General features: G+C 68.2%; 17 protein-coding genes. 9 read left to right on the forward strand and 8 right to left on the reverse strand.

Annotated elements, in window-relative coordinates; translation table 11 throughout:
* Positions 1–355: 355 nt before the first annotated feature.
* A complete protein-coding gene (locus B1818_RS20040) occupies positions 356–1,231 on the forward strand; it encodes an RNA polymerase sigma factor SigF (RefSeq protein WP_078113775.1) in 876 nt (291 codons plus the stop codon).
* On the opposite strand, the gene B1818_RS20045 is transcribed toward B1818_RS20040, so the two are convergent.
* Positions 1,221–2,399: a zinc-dependent alcohol dehydrogenase gene (locus tag B1818_RS20045; RefSeq protein WP_078113776.1), complete on the reverse strand. Its 1,179-nt coding sequence runs from the start codon at positions 2,397–2,399 to the stop codon at positions 1,221–1,223. The genes B1818_RS20040 and B1818_RS20045 overlap by 11 nt on opposite strands.
* 3 nt (positions 2,400–2,402) lie before the next feature.
* Positions 2,403–2,852, reverse strand: a complete 450-nt coding sequence (locus B1818_RS20050; protein WP_078113777.1) for a hypothetical protein — start codon at positions 2,850–2,852, stop codon at positions 2,403–2,405.
* Between the two features lie 321 nt (positions 2,853–3,173).
* Between B1818_RS20050 and B1818_RS20055 the strand changes: the two genes are divergently transcribed.
* Positions 3,174–3,599, forward strand: coding sequence for an anti-sigma factor (locus tag B1818_RS20055; RefSeq protein ID WP_065632598.1), 426 nt, complete (start codon positions 3,174–3,176; stop codon positions 3,597–3,599).
* On the opposite strand, the gene B1818_RS20060 is transcribed toward B1818_RS20055, so the two are convergent.
* From B1818_RS20060 to B1818_RS20080, 5 genes are all read right to left on the reverse strand, one after another.
* The gene (locus tag B1818_RS20060; protein WP_078113793.1) at positions 3,571–4,431 is read right to left on the reverse strand and encodes a glycosyltransferase family 2 protein; all 861 of its coding nucleotides are present in this window, start codon (positions 4,429–4,431) and stop codon (positions 3,571–3,573) included. The two genes, B1818_RS20055 and B1818_RS20060, sit on opposite strands and share 29 nt — an antisense overlap.
* Positions 4,428–5,408, reverse strand: a complete 981-nt coding sequence (locus B1818_RS20065) for a hypothetical protein (RefSeq protein ID WP_078113778.1) — start codon at positions 5,406–5,408, stop codon at positions 4,428–4,430. Before B1818_RS20065 ends, B1818_RS20060 begins: the two co-directional genes overlap by 4 nt.
* On the reverse strand, positions 5,405–6,511 hold the full coding sequence (locus B1818_RS20070) for a glycosyltransferase family 4 protein (protein ID WP_078113779.1): 1,107 nt from the start codon (positions 6,509–6,511) through the stop codon (positions 5,405–5,407). The genes B1818_RS20065 and B1818_RS20070 overlap by 4 nt, the downstream gene beginning before the upstream one ends.
* Positions 6,504–7,622 (reverse strand): glycosyltransferase, encoded by a 1,119-nt coding sequence (locus tag B1818_RS20075; RefSeq protein WP_078113780.1) that lies wholly within the window; start codon positions 7,620–7,622, stop codon positions 6,504–6,506. The genes B1818_RS20070 and B1818_RS20075 overlap by 8 nt, the downstream gene beginning before the upstream one ends.
* Positions 7,623–7,876: 254 nt before the next feature.
* Positions 7,877–8,545, reverse strand: coding sequence for a PAS and ANTAR domain-containing protein (locus tag B1818_RS20080; protein WP_078113781.1), 669 nt, complete (start codon positions 8,543–8,545; stop codon positions 7,877–7,879).
* A 228-nt stretch (positions 8,546–8,773) separates the two neighbouring features.
* Between B1818_RS20080 and B1818_RS20085 the strand changes: the two genes are divergently transcribed.
* Entirely contained in the window at positions 8,774–9,022 is a 249-nt protein-coding gene (locus B1818_RS20085; RefSeq protein ID WP_078113782.1) for a hypothetical protein, read from the forward strand.
* A 64-nt stretch (positions 9,023–9,086) separates the two neighbouring features.
* A complete protein-coding gene (locus B1818_RS20090) occupies positions 9,087–9,947 on the forward strand; it encodes a glucose 1-dehydrogenase (protein WP_078113783.1) in 861 nt (286 codons plus the stop codon).
* A gap of 9 nt (positions 9,948–9,956) precedes the next feature.
* Here the strand turns inward: B1818_RS20090 and B1818_RS20095 are convergent, their stop codons facing one another.
* A complete protein-coding gene (locus tag B1818_RS20095) occupies positions 9,957–11,243 on the reverse strand; it encodes a lipase family protein (RefSeq protein WP_078113784.1) in 1,287 nt (428 codons plus the stop codon).
* Between the two features lie 103 nt (positions 11,244–11,346).
* Between B1818_RS20095 and B1818_RS20100 the strand changes: the two genes are divergently transcribed.
* From B1818_RS20100 to thpD, 5 genes are all read left to right on the forward strand, one after another.
* A complete protein-coding gene (locus tag B1818_RS20100) occupies positions 11,347–11,997 on the forward strand; it encodes a thioredoxin domain-containing protein (RefSeq protein ID WP_078113785.1) in 651 nt (216 codons plus the stop codon).
* A 66-nt stretch (positions 11,998–12,063) separates the two neighbouring features.
* A complete protein-coding gene (locus B1818_RS20105) occupies positions 12,064–12,738 on the forward strand; it encodes a FadR/GntR family transcriptional regulator (RefSeq protein ID WP_078113786.1) in 675 nt (224 codons plus the stop codon).
* On the forward strand, positions 12,735–13,922 hold the full coding sequence (locus tag B1818_RS20110) for an MFS transporter (protein WP_078113787.1): 1,188 nt from the start codon (positions 12,735–12,737) through the stop codon (positions 13,920–13,922). Before B1818_RS20105 ends, B1818_RS20110 begins: the two co-directional genes overlap by 4 nt.
* Positions 13,923–13,996: 74 nt before the next feature.
* Complete coding sequence (hpnE, locus tag B1818_RS20115) at positions 13,997–15,346, forward strand: hydroxysqualene dehydroxylase HpnE (RefSeq protein ID WP_078113788.1); 1,350 nt, start codon at positions 13,997–13,999, stop codon at positions 15,344–15,346.
* 235 nt (positions 15,347–15,581) lie between these two features.
* Complete coding sequence (gene thpD / locus B1818_RS20120; RefSeq protein WP_065632509.1) at positions 15,582–16,517, forward strand: ectoine hydroxylase; 936 nt, start codon at positions 15,582–15,584, stop codon at positions 16,515–16,517.
* The last annotated feature ends 351 nt before the right edge of the window (positions 16,518–16,868 follow it).

The following is a 16,868-nucleotide window of genomic DNA, read 5'->3' on the forward strand; positions in this document are numbered from 1 at the left end:
AGTACCCCAAGTTCACGATCACCCGGTAAGGGGGATTGGACGTGATGGTGGAAAGCGAGAAGGCCCTGGGCGCCCAACGCTTAGAACGCAGCTTCTACCTGAACCGCATCTCTTACCCTACGTTGCCAAGGCATCACCTACAAGGTTGTACCCACTTCGGCAGTTTCTATGCGGTCTGTTCCTGCCACGCGACGCCCTGACCAGCCGAGGGCCGCCGTGGCTGGACGCCGCCGGGCGACCGTGGTTGGCTGGACTCGGATATGCGTCGAACCCGGTGCGCACATCAGTCCTGTTCTGGATGCGGCACGAGGTCTGCGCATCGATCTCGAGCTGTCTTCGAAGTCTGGTGGTGAGAATGGCGTCGGGTGACCGGGGCGATCACGACGATTACAGTGATGTCCTTCCGGCTCTTCGGACCATGCACGAGGAGAAGGACGACGATCGTCGTGCCCGGCTGCGGGAGGACGTCATCGCGAGGTGCCTGCCCCTGGCAGACCATGTCGCCAGGCGCTTCTCGGAGCGCGGTGAGCCCATCGACGACCTGCGTCAAGTGGCGCGGATCGGTCTCATGCATGCCGTAGACCGTTTCGACGTCGAACGAGGCAACAATTTCCTGGCCTTCGCGGTCCCGACCGTCATGGGCGAGGTCAAGCGCTACTTCCGGGACAGCACCTGGTCCATCCGCGTGCCACGCCGGGCCCAGGAGGCGTCGCTCAACATCGCCAAGGCCAGTGAGGAGTTGCTGCAGTCCCTCGGACGGTCGCCGCGCCCGAGTGAGATCGCCCAGCACCTCGGGCTGCCCGTCAGCGAGGTGATCGAGGGCATGGTCGCCCGGTCGGCCTACACGGCGAGCTCGATCGATGCCGAAGCCGGTTCGTCGACCGACGGCTGGACGCTGGCCGACACCCTCGGCGACGAGGACGCGCGACTAGAACTGGTCGAAGAATTCGTCACGTTGCAGCCGGCCCTCGAGCGGCTGACCGAACGTGAGCGCACCATCCTCACGTTGCGGTTCTTCAAGTCCATGTCGCAGAGCGAGATCGCGCGTCAGGTGGGGATCTCCCAGATGCATGTGTCGCGCTTGCTGACGCGGATTCTCGAAACCCTGCGGTCCGAGGTCGTGGTCGACGAGGACGACACCGGGAACGAGAACGGCGGCGGTGGATCGCAGGCCGACAGCGAGCGTGCCGCGACGAAGGGCCGCGGCACGCCACGCGGGTTCACGGCTTGAGGATCACCTTGACCATTCCGTCGTCCTTCTTCTGGAAGGTCTCGTAGGCCTGCGGGGCCTCGCTGAGCGGTAGTTCGTGGGTGGCGAAGGTGTCGACGCCCAACGGGTCGTCGTCGGTCAGCAGCGGCATGATGTCGTCGACCCAGCGCTTCACGTTCGCCTGACCCATGTGCAGCCGGATCTGCTTGTCGAACATGGTCAGCATCGGCAGCGGGTCGGCCGCGCCGCCGTACACCCCGGAGAGCGAGATCGTGCCGCCGCGCTTGACGATGTCGATCGCTGAGTAGAGCGCACCCAGCCGATCGGTACCCACCTCCGACATCGCCTTGCGGGCGACGGCGTCCGGCAGCAGGCCGACGACGCTCTGCAGCGCCTTGTTGACCGGCGACCCGTGGGCCTCCATCCCGACAGCGTCGATGACCGAATCGGTACCCAGTCCCCCGGTCAGGTCGCGGATGGCGTCGCCGACGTCGTCGACCGCGTCGAAGTTCACGGTCTCGATGCCGCGGGCCTCCGCCCGGGCGAGTCGCTCGGGCACGCGGTCGACACCGATGACCCGCGCTCCCTGGTGCGCGGCGATGCGGGCAGCCATGTCGCCGATGGGGCCGAGGCCCAGCACCGTGACGGTTCCGCCCTGGGGGATCTCGGCGTAGGCGACGGCCTGCCAGGCCGTCGGCAACACGTCCGAGAGATAGACGAACCGCGAGTCGGGCTTCTCCAGCGGCACCTTGATGTGGGTGAACTGGGCCTGCGGCACCCGGAGGTACTCGGCCTGCCCACCGGGCACGGAGCCGTAGAGCTGGGAATAGCCGAACAGCGCGGCGCCCATCCCTTGCTCGGTGACGCGGGTCGTCTCACACTGCGTCATGAGGCCCTCGTTGCAGAAAAGGCAAGAGCCGCAGGAGATCTGGAAGGGGATGACCACACGGTCGCCGACCCGCAGGTCGCCGGTGTCGCTGCCCACCTCCTCGACAATCCCCATCGGCTCGTGCCCGAGGATGTCGCCCGCCTGCATGAACGGACCGAGAACCTCGTAGAGGTGGAGGTCCGACCCGCAGATGTTGGTCGAGGTGACCTTGATGATGGCGTCGGTCGGTTCGATGATCTTCGGGTCGGGCACCGTCTCGACCGAGACGTTTCGCTTGCCCTGCCAGGTCACTGCACGCATTCTCTAGGCCTTTCCGTTGTCGGCTCGACGCTCTTCGCGAATCTCCTCGAGGCGGTCGTCTCGTCCTCGTTCACTCTTTCCGGCGTGTTCCACCGGGAAGTCGTGGAACCGCTCCTCATAGCGTTCGGCTTCCTCGGCGGTGGTCTCGGGCTGGATCGGGTCCTGATGGGCCCGATCGCCGTCCCGGGCTGCGCGACGTCGCAGCAGGACGCGGCTGCCGATCAGCAGTCCGATCGCGAGCAGACCCATGACGACGGCGCCGACCGCCAGCCACACCGTCGCATCGCGGTCGCTCGCACCGGCGGCGATGGCGATGCCGGCGAGCACCAGCATCAGTCCGAGGCAGACGAAGCCGAGTAGGCCGACGGCCTTCAGTCCTCGCGACTTTCGTGCCGGGCGCCGCGCGATGGCCTCACGCGACGCGACTTCTCGTTCAGGTGTCAGATCTGGCATGGTGCACTCCCTGCGCTGTCTGGTCGGGCTCGGTGGCCGGCGTGCTCGACACCGGCCTCGGTGCGGAGGGTTTACCGCGAGCGGCCGGCGATGAAACGTCGCCCCACCGCGCCCGCGTCGGTCATGGGACGGATGGAGACGTGAATCTCATCGAGTCATGATCTGGGTAAACGCTCTGCTAACGTGTCGACACGTGCTCGGGGGGTACGTTCAGCGCGGCAAGGTCCTCCGGCCGCGGTTTGGAACACGGAATCACGGGGCACTCATGACCAGACCAGCCGAGATCGGCACCACCAATCAACGGGCGAAGAAACTCATTTGATGACCGATTCCGACGCGACGTCCCAGCTATCGATCGACGGCGGTACGCCGACGGTCCTGCGGGTTCCGGCCGCCACCGATCGTCTCGCGCTGGTGCGCGCTCTGGTCGAGACCGCGCTGTACATCGACGACTGGGCGCTCGACGACGTCATCGACGCCAAGGTCGCCGTGGACGAGATCTGCTCGCAGATCATCTCCGCCGCCGCGGACGACTCGTCGATCGAACTCACCCTGCACATGTCGTCGCAGGGCGTGATCGGCGAGATCCGGGGCGAACTCGTACCGGACGTGACCCTGAAGCAGTCGACCTTTGGATGGCGAATCGTGCAGACCGTCACCGACACCCACACGATCTCCTACGACGAACCGCGCCCGGGTGCCGCCTCCCGCGGCGTCGTCATCGGGTTCTCGAAGTTCCGTCGCTGACCCGGAGCCACTCGTCGCCTGCGGTGTCGTAGGCGACCAGGCCGCGGTCGGCGAACGCGCGCAGCCACCCCTCCATGGGCCAGGTGCCCCATCGCCGGTGGAACACTCGTGCGTTGCGGAGGATGTCCGCGAGGTGTTCGACCGGCGGGTTCGAGACCGGATGGTGCTGGTGGTAGGCGTGCGCGCCGCCGACCCAGGCGATGCGAAACCCGTTGTCGCGCGCGGACATCGCGAAGTCCGTGTCCTCGCCGCCGTAACCGCGGTAGCCGGGGTGGAAGCCGCCGAGGGCGAGCCAGTCGGTGGCCCGGACGGCGAACGACAGCGACCAGAAGAGCATCAGCGCCGATGAGAGTTGTGTCTGCCCGGTTCCCGGTGACGGACGCGCAGGGTGTGGATCGGTGAACCGGGCGAGCTCGCGCGCATCGAAGGTCGGCTGGCCGCAGGGGAGGTAGGTGACCGGGCCGCAGTAGAGGACTTTGAGGTCCGGTGTGGCCGTGCAGGAGCGGAGGTAGCGCTCGAGCATGTCCGGGCCGGGGATGCAGTCGACGTCGAGGAACACCAAGAGCGAGGCCCCCGCGGTCATGGCGGCCGTGGCGCCGGCGTTCCGGGCATCGGCGAGTTGCAGCGTGTCCGGGTCGTCGTTGGCGAACCGGATGACCTCCACCGGGTGACCGTCGGTGACGGATGTGATGTCGGGGTCGTCCATGGCCACCACGAAATGCAGGTCGGGCCGCCGGGTTGAATGGGCGAACGCCTCGAGTTGTCGTCGAAGGTGGCGGTGCCGCCCCGACACGATCGTGATGACGGCGACCACCTCGGGGACGCCGGTCATCGGTGCGCGACCGCCTCGATCGCCCGCGCCGCACGTTCGGCGGCGCCGGCGGTGTGCCACCGCGACCACTCCGGCGACGAACTCCCGGCGGTGTCGAGGATCGAGCGCCAGCGTTCGGTGGACGGCCATGACGACGTGACGAGAGCGAGTTCGGAGCGTGCGAGGGTGTTGCCGGTTGCCCGTTGTTCGGCGAAGGGTCGGTCCTCGGGGATGACCACCGCCGGGCGCCCGGCCGCGGCGGCGTCGGCCACGCTTCCCTGACCCGCGCCGATGACGGTCACCCGCGCGCTGCACAGGAAGGGCCACGGGTCGTCGACCCACGTTCCGAAGGCGGGTCCGAGCCCGACGACGGTGTGCTCCGGGAACTCCTCGCCGAGTGTGGTCGCCGGATGCGGGGCACCCGGTACCCCGCCCGCGCCGGTGACGACGAGGATGTCGGCGGCGAAGGTGGGGTGGGACACGGGGAGTCGTCCGTCGAACCGCGAGATACCGCCGGTGAAGACCGTTTTCGGCAGATGCTCCCGGAGCCAGTCCGGTTGATACAGCTCGGCGGGCCAGGGCGCGATGATCGCATCGGCCGCCCGGTAGGCGAGCTGATGCGGCAGATCGTCGCGAACGCCGGGCTGCGCCGTCACGATCACCGGCACGCCCATCAGCCGGAGGAAGAGGGTGACCTCCACCGATACGTCGACGACGACGGCGGCCGGTCGGCGCGTCTCGACGAACTCGGCCAGCTGCGCCATGCGTGTGCGTAGTCCGCCATCGTGCCGTGGGGCCCAGTGCAGCAGGCCGCCGGCGTCGATGTCCCGCGGCTGCGGGTCGGAGTCGTCGCGCTCGAGCGTGATCACCTCGCTGAACACCGGGGCGGTCAGCGACGCGCTGGTCAGCGCGACGACGTCGGTGCCGAGGTGGCCGGCGACGGCGGTGGCCCGGGAACAGTGTCCGCGGCCCTGATGGTGGACGTAGTAACCGATCACACCCCGACCTCCCGGGGGAGCGAGGAGTCGGCCAACGGCCGCCCGGCGACCAGATCGGCGTAGATGTCGAGGTACCGATCGATCATCGCGATGTCCGAGCAGTGGTCCTCCGCGCGCCGACGCACGAGGCCCCGGTCGAGGGTGAGCGCATCGTCCACCGCGAGGGCCAGCGCGTCGATGTCGCCCGGCGGCACGAGGACGCCGGCGTACTCGCCGACGATCTCGGGGATACCGCCACGGGCGAAACACGCCACCGGGGTGCCGCAGGCGAGGGATTCGGCCACCACGAGGCCGTAGGGCTCGTCCCACACCGGGGTCACCAGGGTCGCGCCGCAGGAGCCGACCAATCGCGCCAGGTCGTGCTGGTGGAGGTGTCCCTCGTAGTGGACGAGGCCGCCCAGCGACGGGGCGATCTGCTGCTCGAAATACCTTGTGTCGCTGATGGGTCCGGCCAACCGGAGTCGACGGCCCGCGCGCTGGGCGGCCTCGATCGCGAGGTGGGCGCCCTTCTCCGGTACGAACCGGCCGAACCACACCAGGTCGTCCCCGCCGGGGCCGGCGGGCCAGCGGTCCAACTGAACCCCGTTGTGCACCACCGGGACCTCGCCGAGCGCATGCGACCAGGACTGTGCCGTGTGCCGACTGACGGCGACACAACGCGTACCGGGCGCAAGGGTCAGGGCCGACTCGAGCCACGGCGTCGGCGGGGTGTGCAGCGTGGTGACCATCGGGGTCTCGACGGCCGGACCCATGGCGACCGGGAGGTAGTGCAGGCTGTGGTTGTGGATCACGTCGTAGTCGCCGGGGTTGTTCGTGAACGACAGCATGAGCGACAGGTACGCGTGATGATCCTGCAGTGCTTCGAGTTGGGGCATCGACACATCCGAGCGTGCGGCCGCGGAGGGCTCGAACAATTCGCCGCGCAGGCGATCCGAGTCGACCGGTAGATCGCTGCCCGCGCCCGCGAACAGCGTGACCTCGTGACCGGCGAGGGTGAGGGCGCGAGTGAGATGCCAGACGTGGGCCTCGAGTCCGCCCGCGAACGGCTGGGCGATCGGGTAGCGGCTCGACGCGACGATGGCGATCCGCAACGTGTCAGGCATCCAGAGCCCTGGTGTAGAGGGCGGCGTGCTGGTCTGCGAGGGACTCGCGTTGCGCGCGCCGGTCGGGCCATGAGGCCGCCGCGGGACGAGCCGAATAGGCCTGTGCCAGGGCAGAAACGAGTGAGTCCGGATCGAAGGTGTCCTCGGTGAACCCGAAGGACAGGCAGTCCTGCTGCTCGCGGTAGAAGCCGCAGCTCGGCGCGATCACGGTGGTGCCGAGATCGTGGCAGGCCTCGAGCCAGCCGGAATGGGTGCCGAATCGGTACGGCAGTACCGACACGGACACGCTCCGCAGGTAGTCCCACAACTGATCATCGGTGAAGTACTCATGCACGAGCACGCGGGCATAGGGGTGCCGGGAGAGTGCCAGCGCAGTGGTGCCGAAGTCCGGGTTGTACGCGTGCTTCCCGGGGACGAACACCTCGTCGTGGAGGTTGATCTGGACCGTCATGTCCGGGTAGTCCGCGGCCGCCTCGAGCAGGGTCATGATCACCGGCAGCGGATCCATGTTGGCGCGAATGCTCTTGGCGTGCACCCCCACCACGAAGTCGTCGGCGTGCGGCGTGCGCGGACCGAATCGGCCGGGCGGCACGACATGCGGGTGAGGCAGCACGGTCGCCTCGCGCTGCCAGCGACGCGCGATCTCCCGGGAGACGCCGGGGGTCAGGGTGATGACCTCATCCGCCGCCGGTACGAGGATGTCCAGGACCTCCTCGTGGCGTCCCGGTTCGGGGTGATGCGGATTGCGCAGATCATGCAGCGTGTACACGAGTGGTTTGCCGTGGGTGCGCAGCTCGTCGATCACCTTCGACATCTCGGCCGGCTCGACGGCGTCGAACCCGAAGTGGAGGTGGAAGACGTCGAACTCGTTGTGGTTGCGGGCGATCCACGCGGGGTCGAGCATCAGCGGGGGCCACCAGCCGCCCGGCACCTTGGCGCCGTCGGCCGGAACCGGGTCGGGCAGGCGGACGACCGAGACCGGGCCGGAGTCGAGCCCGCTGACCGTCCCGTTCAGCGGCGACAGGTGGCGGACGTACACATGGGAGTGCGGCACCGACGCGACGCGCACGCGGGTCGCACCGCCCCTCCGCGAACCGAGGCCCGCCGACATCGTCGACAGACCTCGTGTCGTGTTCGACCCCGTTGTCTCGAGGGTTGCTGTTCCGCCTGGCTGCGCACTGCTCACTGCCACATCCGTTCACTAGGGTCGCAACGGCTGTGTTCTCAACCGGGCCTGCACGATCGCGGCCTCGGCGAGCCGCAGATGACTGCCGGTTTCCGGCACCTGTCTCGTGCCGGTCCGGATACCCCGGAATGTCGGCGGTGAAACCGCCCGTCGACGCGATGAACGGTGGTGCGTCGGTGCTACTTCGAGGACGAGGCGTTCTCGTCGTCGAAGCGGTGTGCGTTGAGCAGCAGATGGTCGAACGACTGCCGGACCGGGTCCGGTAGCACCACGTATCGGTGGACGCCGGTGACGATCGACCGCGCGAGCTCGTTCACCTTGACGTTGGCCGTCTGCGAACGCCAGCGCATGACCTCGAACGCGCGATCGGCGCTCACGCCGTAGGCCAGCGAGATCATGCCCTTGGCCTGCTCGATGACGCCCTGGTGCTCGCGGAATCGCGCGACGTGCTCGTCGACGCGGTCCTTGACGGCCTTCTCCTCGATTGCCGTCAGATCGAGATAGAACCCCTCGGCGCCGATCACGGCGCCGGATTCGTCGGTGAGTTGCTGCGACACCACCGCGACGTGGCGGACCTCACCTTTGGTGTCGACGATGCGATGACGGCTCGAGAACGGGATCCGGCGGTCGAGCATCGTCGCGAGCAGCTCTTCGAACGACTGCCGGTCGTCCGGGTGCTTGTGCCCCGCGATCAGCTCGGTCGTCGGAGTGACCTCACCGGGCCGATAACCATGCATCTCGGCGACCTCGTCGGACCACTCCCATTCCTGGGTGTCGAACAAGAACCGGAAGCTGCCGACGTGACTGATACGGGACTCGCCGGCGGTGTGATCGTTGGCGTCTGTCACCCTCACCCCTACAAACCACAAATCAACAGGAATGCCAGCGGTCTCGGGCGAAAGATGAGCTTACCTGGCTGACGCATTTGGCGGGAATCGACCCGGTGCGTGTCCCGGGGCAGGACTCGCGGAGATCGTTTCGGTGCCGTGTCTCGCGGGTATCCGCCGTACTCGCAGGGCCGACGGCGAGACCCGGCCCGACCGACACCGATCTCGGCTACGGCCAGGAGGACGAGAATGAGTACCGACAACGTGGGCGACAGTGCGACAGCGGCATCCGAGGGCATCAACCCCGATCTGACGTCGACAGCCGATTTCGAGGATCTCGACGAGGACCGGCTCGGTCAGGACCCGCTCGAGGAGGGGATGGACCCGCCCGAGGACTGGTCGGCCAGTGATCGGACCGGCACGACCGCCCGGGAACAGCGGGAAGGCGAGTCCCTCGACGAGAAACTCGACCAGGAGATCCCCGACCCGAACCCCTGACGACGTCCGCTCCTCAGTCTGCGCCGATGTTTCCGCACGCTTCTCAGCGGGCACCATCTCGATCATGAGCGACCAGAACCCCGAGCACGAACCGAAGACGATCTCCTACCCCGGTGAGACCGACGAGATGGGCGAACGCCCCCGGGACGAGATGCGCGACTATCGCGGCCGCGATCTGCTGGTCGGCAAGACCGCCCTCATCACGGGCGGCGACTCGGGTATCGGTCGCGCGGTCGCGGTCGCCTTCGCCAAGGAGGGCGCCGATGTCGCCATCGCCTACCTGGAGGAGGACAATGACGCCCGCCACACGGTCGAGCTCATCGAGGCCGAAGGACGGCAGGCCCGCGCGTACCGCGGCGACCTCGCCGACCCGGCGCACTGCGCCGACATCGTGAAGCGGACCGTCGACGAGCTCGGCGCATTGGACATCCTGGTGAACAACGTCGCCTATCAGGAGATCGTGGACGACTTCCTGGAGCTGACGCCGGAGCAGTGGCGACGCACCTTCGACGTCAACATCGACAGCTTCTTCCACACCACGCGAGCGGCGGTGCCGCATCTGACCGGCGGCGGCGCCATCGTCAACACGTCGTCGATCAACGGTCTGCGTGGCAACGACAGCCTCATCGACTATTCGGCGACCAAGGGCGCGGTGCTGGCCCTGACCTACTCGCTGGCGCAGGCGCTGATGGAACGGAAGATCCGCGTGAACTGCGTCGCGCCGGGCCCGGTCTGGACGCCGCTGATCCCGGCGACGATGCCGGCCGAGGCGGTCAAGGACTTCGGCACCCAGGCGCCGATGGGACGGGCGGCCCAGCCCGACGAGATCGCACCGTCGTACGTGTTCTTCGCGGCCGAGCAGCTCTCGTCGTACTACACCGGCGAGGTGCTGGCCCCGATCGGCGGCGAGACGCTGCCGGGGTAGGCCGCCGGGTCAGGGCACCGGCAGCGGCGCCAGGCTGTTCCCGTGCGGCAGCGAGCCGCAGTTGCTCTGTGTCGGGGCACCCGCGAACCGCTCGGTGAGGTACTGCAGTGCCAGCGGTTCGAACGGGAGGAACGCCTCCTGATGGGTCAGGCCGTTGAGTTGCCGGTAGGTGATGTCCACGCCGCGTGAGCAGTACTCGTTCGCGAGGCCGATCACGTCACCGGTGATCATCAGGGTGTCCCCGATCGCGTTGTAGTGGCCCACCGCGAGAAGCATCTTCGTCGACGGGGTGCCCGACCGTCCCATGATGTTGTCGTTGATCGCCCGCACCACCTGCGGGACGTCGAGCAGGCCGGTGTACGGCGGCCTGACCATGTCCGCGCTGGTGAGTCCCGGATACTTCGACGCGAACTCCGAGATGCACTCGTCGCTGACGTCCTGGGCGACCTGTCGGCCGCGGGTCGAGAGGAACGTCGAGGTGTCGAGCCGGTAGGTCCGCTGGTAGGCGACCACGAGCGCCGGGATGACACCCGCCCACTTCGCACTGCCGTTGATATAGGGCAGGTTGTGCGCGAGGTCCACCGGCAATCCGCCCGCGGCGGCGCCGACGATGTTCAGTTCGGGCGCGTAGCGCGGCGCGACCTCGGCGCCGAACTGCGTGGGGATGGACCCGCCGGAATATCCGACGAGGCCGACCGGGGTCGACCGCGGCAGCCGCAGGAACGACTGTGCGGCGCGGACGCCGTCGAGTGCGGCATAGCCCGACTGCCGGCCGATGGTCCACTGCAGCTTCTCGCCCTCGTAGTCGGGGACCACGACGGTGTACCCGGCGGCGAGATAGCCTGCGATGACGCCTTGTTCGGCGGTCGCGGTGCCGTTGGTGTAACCCCCGCTGAGCGTGTACGACGGATCGCACTGAGACCCGAGCGCGTCGTAGGCCATGTGGTACGAGACCAGGCGCGTCGGGCCCGGGATCAGCGGTCGCAGCACGGTCGCGACCGTCACCACGCTCTCGCCGAACTGGTCGGTGGTGCGATAGAGCACCTGGGAGCCGGTGATCGGGGTGGACATCGTGGGCGTCTGGAACCGCATGGGGCGGCTGCGGAGCACCGCTCCGGGTGCCACGCCCGACAGCGAAGCGTCGAAACGGTAGAACGGGTCGGCCGACGGCAGTGGCGAGCCCGGCCCGGGGTCGGCCTGGGCGGGGGGCGTGCCCGCGAACACGCCGAGCAGCACGCCGACGACCACACCGATGACACCCACGCGCAGCCAACTCGTGCGCACCCCGAACGACATGGCTCATCTAAGCACCGAATGGGTGTCTGCGTCAGCGATCGAGCAGGCGGATGTCCGTTTTCGGCTCTGTCACCCCTACGGTGTACGGGTGGGCAGGGCAGGAGTGAGCAGACCGACCAAGATCGCATGGACGGCCCTCGCGGCCGTCGTCGTCGTCCTCGGTGTCGCGGTACTCATCGACCGCGAACCCGCGCCTGCCCCGGCGGGCACCGCCGTCGCGGCCGATCTCGTGGTGCGCCCGGACAGCCACCGCCTGACGTCGCCGGAACGTGAGCGGGCGCGTTTTGTCGAGTTCCTCGACTTCGAGTGTGAGGCCTGTGGCGCGGTCTACCCGATCATCGAAGATCTCCGGCGCACCTACGGCGACCGGATCACCTTCGTGGTCCGCTACTTCCCGATGCCCGGGCATCTCAACGCCGAGCGCGCGGCCCGCGCCGTCGAAGCGGCTGCACAGCAGGGCCGATTCGAGCAGATGTACCAGCGCATGTTCACCACCCAGGCCCGATGGGGGGAGCAGCGGGTTCCCGCCGACGACGTGTTCCGTGGTTTCGCGATCGATCTCGGGCTGGACATGACGGCCTTCGACGCCGCGTACGACAGTCCCGCCACGCTGGAGCGGATTCGTGCCGATGTCGCCGATGGGTTGGCCCTGGGCGTACAGGGCACCCCTACGTTCTTTCTCGACGACCAGCGCTTGGTGCCGACCACCGTCAACGACCTGACCGGAGCGCTGGAACGGGCGGCCACCGGCTGAGGCTACGGGCGGGGGAGACCGTGCGGCACCGACCGGGACTGAAACATGGGATGTTAGGTTGTTTGCGTGTCCGGACAGATCACCCCACCTCGCCGGACGAGCGAGCTCGTCGTGCAGCGCATGCAGGAGTTGATCGCGGACGGCACCTGGCCCCTGGGCGAACGGATCCCCGCCGAGCCCGAGCTCGTGGCGCAGTTCGGCGTCGGCCGCAACACGATCCGGGAGGCCGCCCGGGCCCTGGAACACGCCGGCATGCTCGAGCCCCGGCGGGGCGACGGCACGTATGTGCGCGGCCGGAGCCCACTCGCCGGTGCGATCGCGCGGACCTCCGCGCCGTCGGAGCTCCGGGATCTGCTCGAAGTGCGACGTGCACTCGAGAGCGAGGCCTCGGCCGGTGCGGCCGCCCGGGGCGACGCCGCCGACGTCGAACGCCTCCGGCTGTTGCTGGCGCGCACCGAGGACGCGATGGCCGACGGTGACCTGGATCGATACACCGAGGCGGACATCGCATTCCACGCCGAGCTCGTCGTTGCGTCCCGCAACGCGCTGCTCATCGCGATGTACGACGGAATCGCCGAGGCGATCGCCCGTACTCATCCGTCGGTCTTGCGACGTCCGCTGGCCGAGCAGTCGCACCCGCGCGGTCATCGAGATGTCGTCGACGCGATCGAGCGCGGCGACGCCGACGCAGCGCGCGCGGCGGTGTACGCCTACGTCGACTCCACCGAGGTGTGGGGATGAGTGCGCAGGCTCTGTCCACGCGCGAGAAGTCCGCCGTCGGGGTCATCGTCACCGCGGTCGGAGTGATGTTGGTCGCCGCGAACCTGCGACCGGCCGTGGTGGCCGTCGGACCGCTCATCGGCGTGATCTCCGACGACGCCGGCTTCAGCAGCGCCGTCGCCGGTCTGCTGACCGCGCTGCCGGTGCTGTTCTTCGGGATCTCGGCGCCGGTGGCTCCCCGTCTGGCCAACCGGTTCGGCATCGAACGGGTCATCTTCGGGGCCCTGCTCGTCTTGATCGTCGGCATCCTCGTCCGGCTCATCCCGTCGCCGGCCGCCCTGTTCGGGGGTTCGGCGGTCATCGGCGCCGCCATCGGCACCTGCAACGTCGTGCTCCCGGCGCTGATCAAACGCGACTTCGCGCACCGCTCCGGGCTGATGACCGGCCTCTATTCGATGACTCTCTCCGGCGGGGCGGCGGTCGCGTCCGGGGTGAGCGTGCCGATCAACGACGCACTCGGCGGGGACTGGCGGCTGGCGCTGGCCGCGTGGTCGCTGCTCGCGGTGGTCGCCGTGGTCGTCTGGATTCCGCAGCTGCCCCTGGTTCACCGGGTGACCTCGGCGGCGCCGACATCGTCGTTGCTGACGAACCCGATCGCCTGGGCGATCACGGTCTTCATGGGAACGCAGTCGCTGATCTTCTACACGTTCGTGGCCTGGCTGCCGCAGTACCTCGTCGACGACGGCATGTCGCCGCTGCGGGCGGGTGCGGTCCTGGCGTCGGCGCAGGTGGTCGCCTTGATCATGTCGCTGGTCGCGCCGATCGTCGCCGGCCGCTTCGCCGGTCAGCGGGTGGTGACCCTGTCGGTGATCGCGGTCTGCGCCGTCGGCTTCGTGGGTCTGCTGAGCACTGATGTCTGGCCGGGGCTCTGGGCGGCCTGTGCGATGGTCGGGCCCGGTTCGTCGATCAGTCTGGCCCTTCTCTTCATGGTGCTGCGCAGCTCGGGATCCGAACAGACGGGCCAGGTGTCCGGGATGGCGCAGTGCGTTGGCTACCTGGCGGCGGCGGCCGGCCCGATCATCATCGGCGCCATCCATGACGTCACCGGCTCGTGGACCCTGGCCATGGCGGTGCTCGGTCTCGTGCTGGTGCCCCAGGCGCTCTCCGTCCTCGGCGCCGCCAAGGACGTCAAGATGACCGGTTGACGAGGTCTGCGCCGGGACCCGGACAATTCGTCGCACAGTCGGTATCGGTCAGCCCTGACCGCTAATCTGTCGCCATGCATTGTGTGGTCGTGGGTGGGGGACTGGCCGGACTGGCGTCGGCGGTCTGGCTGTCGGAGGCGGGGCAACGCGTCACCCTGCTCGAACGTCGAGGTTCACTCGGCGGACGCACCATCTCGATGCCGCTGCACGCCGTCGACGACGTGCCCGACAACGGGCAGCACGTCTTCGCCAGCGGGTACGAGCACCTCATGCGCTATCTGGACAGCGTCGGTACGCGGGAGCACGTGGCCTTCCCGGGTCACATGACGGTCCGGATGCCCGGTGGGTCGACGCGCCGATCGGCGTTCACCGGCCTGCCCGGACTGCGGGCCGCACTCGGCGACCTGCCCGGGGTGACCGGCCTCGACCGGTTGCGCACGGCGCGTGCGCAGATCAGGTTGATACGGCAGGCATTTCGGCAACCCGACTGGCTCGACGAGGTCACCGCCGACGAGTGGTTCCGTCGCATCGGACTGCCGCAGTCGGCCCGGGATGCGTTGTGGGACGGCATCGTCATCGGTCTCACCGGCGACAAGCCCGACATCTCCTCGGCCAAGGTCCCGGCCGATCTGCTCGTCACGGGAGCCCGCCGGGCGCGGGAGACGCGTACGCCGATCTCGATCGGGTATCCCACCGTCGATCTCGACACGTTGTTCATCGACGGCGCCGAGAAGCGCTTCGCCGACGCCGGTGTGGAGGTCCGACACCGGGCGGTGGTCTCGTCGATCGACGTCACCGACGGGACGGTGAGCGGGGTGACGCTGGCCGACGGCGAGAAGATCGCAGCCGATGCCGTCATCTGCGCGGTACCGGTGTGGAGCGTGAAGGGTCTGCTCGACCAGGTGCCCGGGCACGAGCGGATCTATCGCGCCGTCGAGAACCTGACCCCGGTGCCCATCGTCAGTGTGAACCTCTATCTCGACCGCTCGATCGGGATGACCGACTGGGGCGAGATCCTCTACGGCGGTGAGGGAGTGCTCGAACAGGTCTGGGACCGCCAGCGCATGCACGGGCGCGAACCACGCGACAACTACTTCTACTCGACGACGGTGTCGGCGTCCTACAATCTGATCTCGAAGACGAACGCCGAGATCACCGAGATCCAGATGGACATGCTGCGCCGCTACTTCCCGCAGGCGGCGAACGCGCAGGTGGTCCACAGCCACGTGGTCCGGATGCCGAAATCGACCTTCGCGCAACGACCCGGGACCGCCGGCCTCCGCCCAGACCAGCGCACCGAGGTCGACGGCCTCGCCCTCGCCGGTGACTGGACCCGCACCGACTGGACCACGACGATGGAGGGCGCGTGTCAGAGCGCGGCGCGGGCCGTCGACATCATCCTGGAGTTCGCCCGGCTCGGTTGAGTCGAGGACTTTCTCCGCGGCGCATACCAGCATGGTTGCGGGGGTTTGTCGTCCCTGGCAGGGTGCACATATACGGCCGTTTCCCGAAGGGCGTGCAGAACTCCGCGCCGCGGACGCCGTACCTCGCGACGCGTCGTCGTGCGACGGTCGCGCACAACACAATCACCTTGCCTGCCGCCGGGGCAGAACTGCTCCGCGAGCGGCCCGCCGGATGAAGGAAAGGATCGTTGCGATCGTGGTAACTCACACAGCAGCCAGAACTCCAGAAGCCGCCGATGTCTCGCCCGGCGCGCAGTCGACGAGCACACCCGTCGACGTCTACCGCACCCGGCTCGCGCAGCGCAGCCAGATCGAACCGCGCCCACACAACACCGTGTGGGGGAGCATGGGAAACCCGGGCCCGCTGTCCGCGCCCGAACTCCGGCACTATGCCGATCGCGGATACCACACGGAGACAAACATTCTCTCGGACGCCGACATCGCCGACTGCCTACGCGAGGTGGAGTCCATCACCGAGCGGCTCGGCGACGACGATCGGGTGATCCGCGAATCATCGAGCGGGCAGGTGCGATCGCTGTTCGCGGTGCATCAGCTCAGTGACGTCATCGCCGAGATATGTTCGCGTGAAACGATTGCCGGGGTGGCCCGGCAGATCCTCGACGACGACGTCACGATCCACCAGAGCCGCATCAACCTGAAACCCGGGTTCGCGGGCGGTCCGTTCTACTGGCACTCGGACTTCGAGACGTGGCACGCCGAGGACGGCATGCCCGCCCCACGTGCGCTGAGCGTCTCGCTGGCCTTGACGCCGAACCACACCACCAACGGTCCGCTGATGATCATCCCGGGATCACACCGCCGGTTCGTCAGCTGCGTGGGCGAGACACCTGATGACTACCACCGGGAATCGCTGACGTCGTATCGGCCGCCATTCGGGACACCGGAGGAGGAGGATGTCGCGAGCCTCGCCGACGAACTGGGCATCGACACGATCACCGGCCCCGCCGGGTCCGCACTGTATTTCGACTCGAACTGCATGCACGCGTCCGGCGGGAACATCACGCCCTTCCCGCGCAGCAATCTGTTCGTCGTCTTCAACGCGAAATCGAACGCCCTCCAGGCGCCGTTCGGCGGGACCGAGCCACGCCCGGATCATCTGGCGCACAGGTGAGTTCGTCGTCCCCTGCTCCCTGAGGTGTGAGCGACGGTCACCCCCGCTCCCTCTAATCCGGAAGAACGCCCTGCCCCCTGCTCCCTGAGGAGCGCCCGGAGCTTGCGGAGGGCGCGTCACGAAGGGTCTTCGCAACCCGACTCACCAGGACCCTTCGTGACGGCCTCCGCAAGCTCCGGCCTCCTCAGGGAGCGGGGGTGGCCGCGCCCTCCGCAAGCTCCGGCCTCCTCAGGGAGCGGGGGTGGCCGCGCCCTCCGCAAGCTCCGGCCTCCTCAGCCTGAATCTTTCACGGGTGGGTAGGGTTTCGCCGATCGGTTGTCGGTGTCGCCTTTTGATGGTTGGTGCTGGTGT

The organism is Gordonia sp. IITR100 (assembly GCF_002009645.1).
Classification (GTDB): domain Bacteria; phylum Actinomycetota; class Actinomycetes; order Mycobacteriales; family Mycobacteriaceae; genus Gordonia; species Gordonia hongkongensis.

What these genes read in the sequence shown, in the direction of transcription:
- B1818_RS20050 (WP_078113777.1), bottom strand. Translation starts at nt 2,852, where the DNA reads ATGCCAGATCTGACACCTGAACGAGAAGTCGCGTCGCGTGAGGCCATC.
- B1818_RS20070 (WP_078113779.1), bottom strand. Translation starts at nt 6,511, where the DNA reads ATGCCTGACACGTTGCGGATCGCCATCGTCGCGTCGAGCCGCTACCCG.
- B1818_RS20045 (WP_078113776.1), bottom strand. Translation starts at nt 2,399, where the DNA reads ATGCGTGCAGTGACCTGGCAGGGCAAGCGAAACGTCTCGGTCGAGACG.
- B1818_RS20095 (WP_078113784.1), bottom strand. Translation starts at nt 11,243, where the DNA reads ATGTCGTTCGGGGTGCGCACGAGTTGGCTGCGCGTGGGTGTCATCGGT.
- B1818_RS20110 (WP_078113787.1), top strand. Translation starts at nt 12,735, where the DNA reads ATGAGTGCGCAGGCTCTGTCCACGCGCGAGAAGTCCGCCGTCGGGGTC.
- B1818_RS20090 (WP_078113783.1), top strand. Translation starts at nt 9,087, where the DNA reads ATGAGCGACCAGAACCCCGAGCACGAACCGAAGACGATCTCCTACCCC.
- hpnE (WP_078113788.1), top strand. Translation starts at nt 13,997, where the DNA reads ATGCATTGTGTGGTCGTGGGTGGGGGACTGGCCGGACTGGCGTCGGCG.
- B1818_RS20040 (WP_078113775.1), top strand. Translation starts at nt 356, where the DNA reads ATGGCGTCGGGTGACCGGGGCGATCACGACGATTACAGTGATGTCCTT.
- B1818_RS20085 (WP_078113782.1), top strand. Translation starts at nt 8,774, where the DNA reads ATGAGTACCGACAACGTGGGCGACAGTGCGACAGCGGCATCCGAGGGC.
- B1818_RS20075 (WP_078113780.1), bottom strand. Translation starts at nt 7,622, where the DNA reads ATGTCGGCGGGCCTCGGTTCGCGGAGGGGCGGTGCGACCCGCGTGCGC.
- B1818_RS20055 (WP_065632598.1), top strand. Translation starts at nt 3,174, where the DNA reads ATGACCGATTCCGACGCGACGTCCCAGCTATCGATCGACGGCGGTACG.
- B1818_RS20060 (WP_078113793.1), bottom strand. Translation starts at nt 4,431, where the DNA reads ATGACCGGCGTCCCCGAGGTGGTCGCCGTCATCACGATCGTGTCGGGG.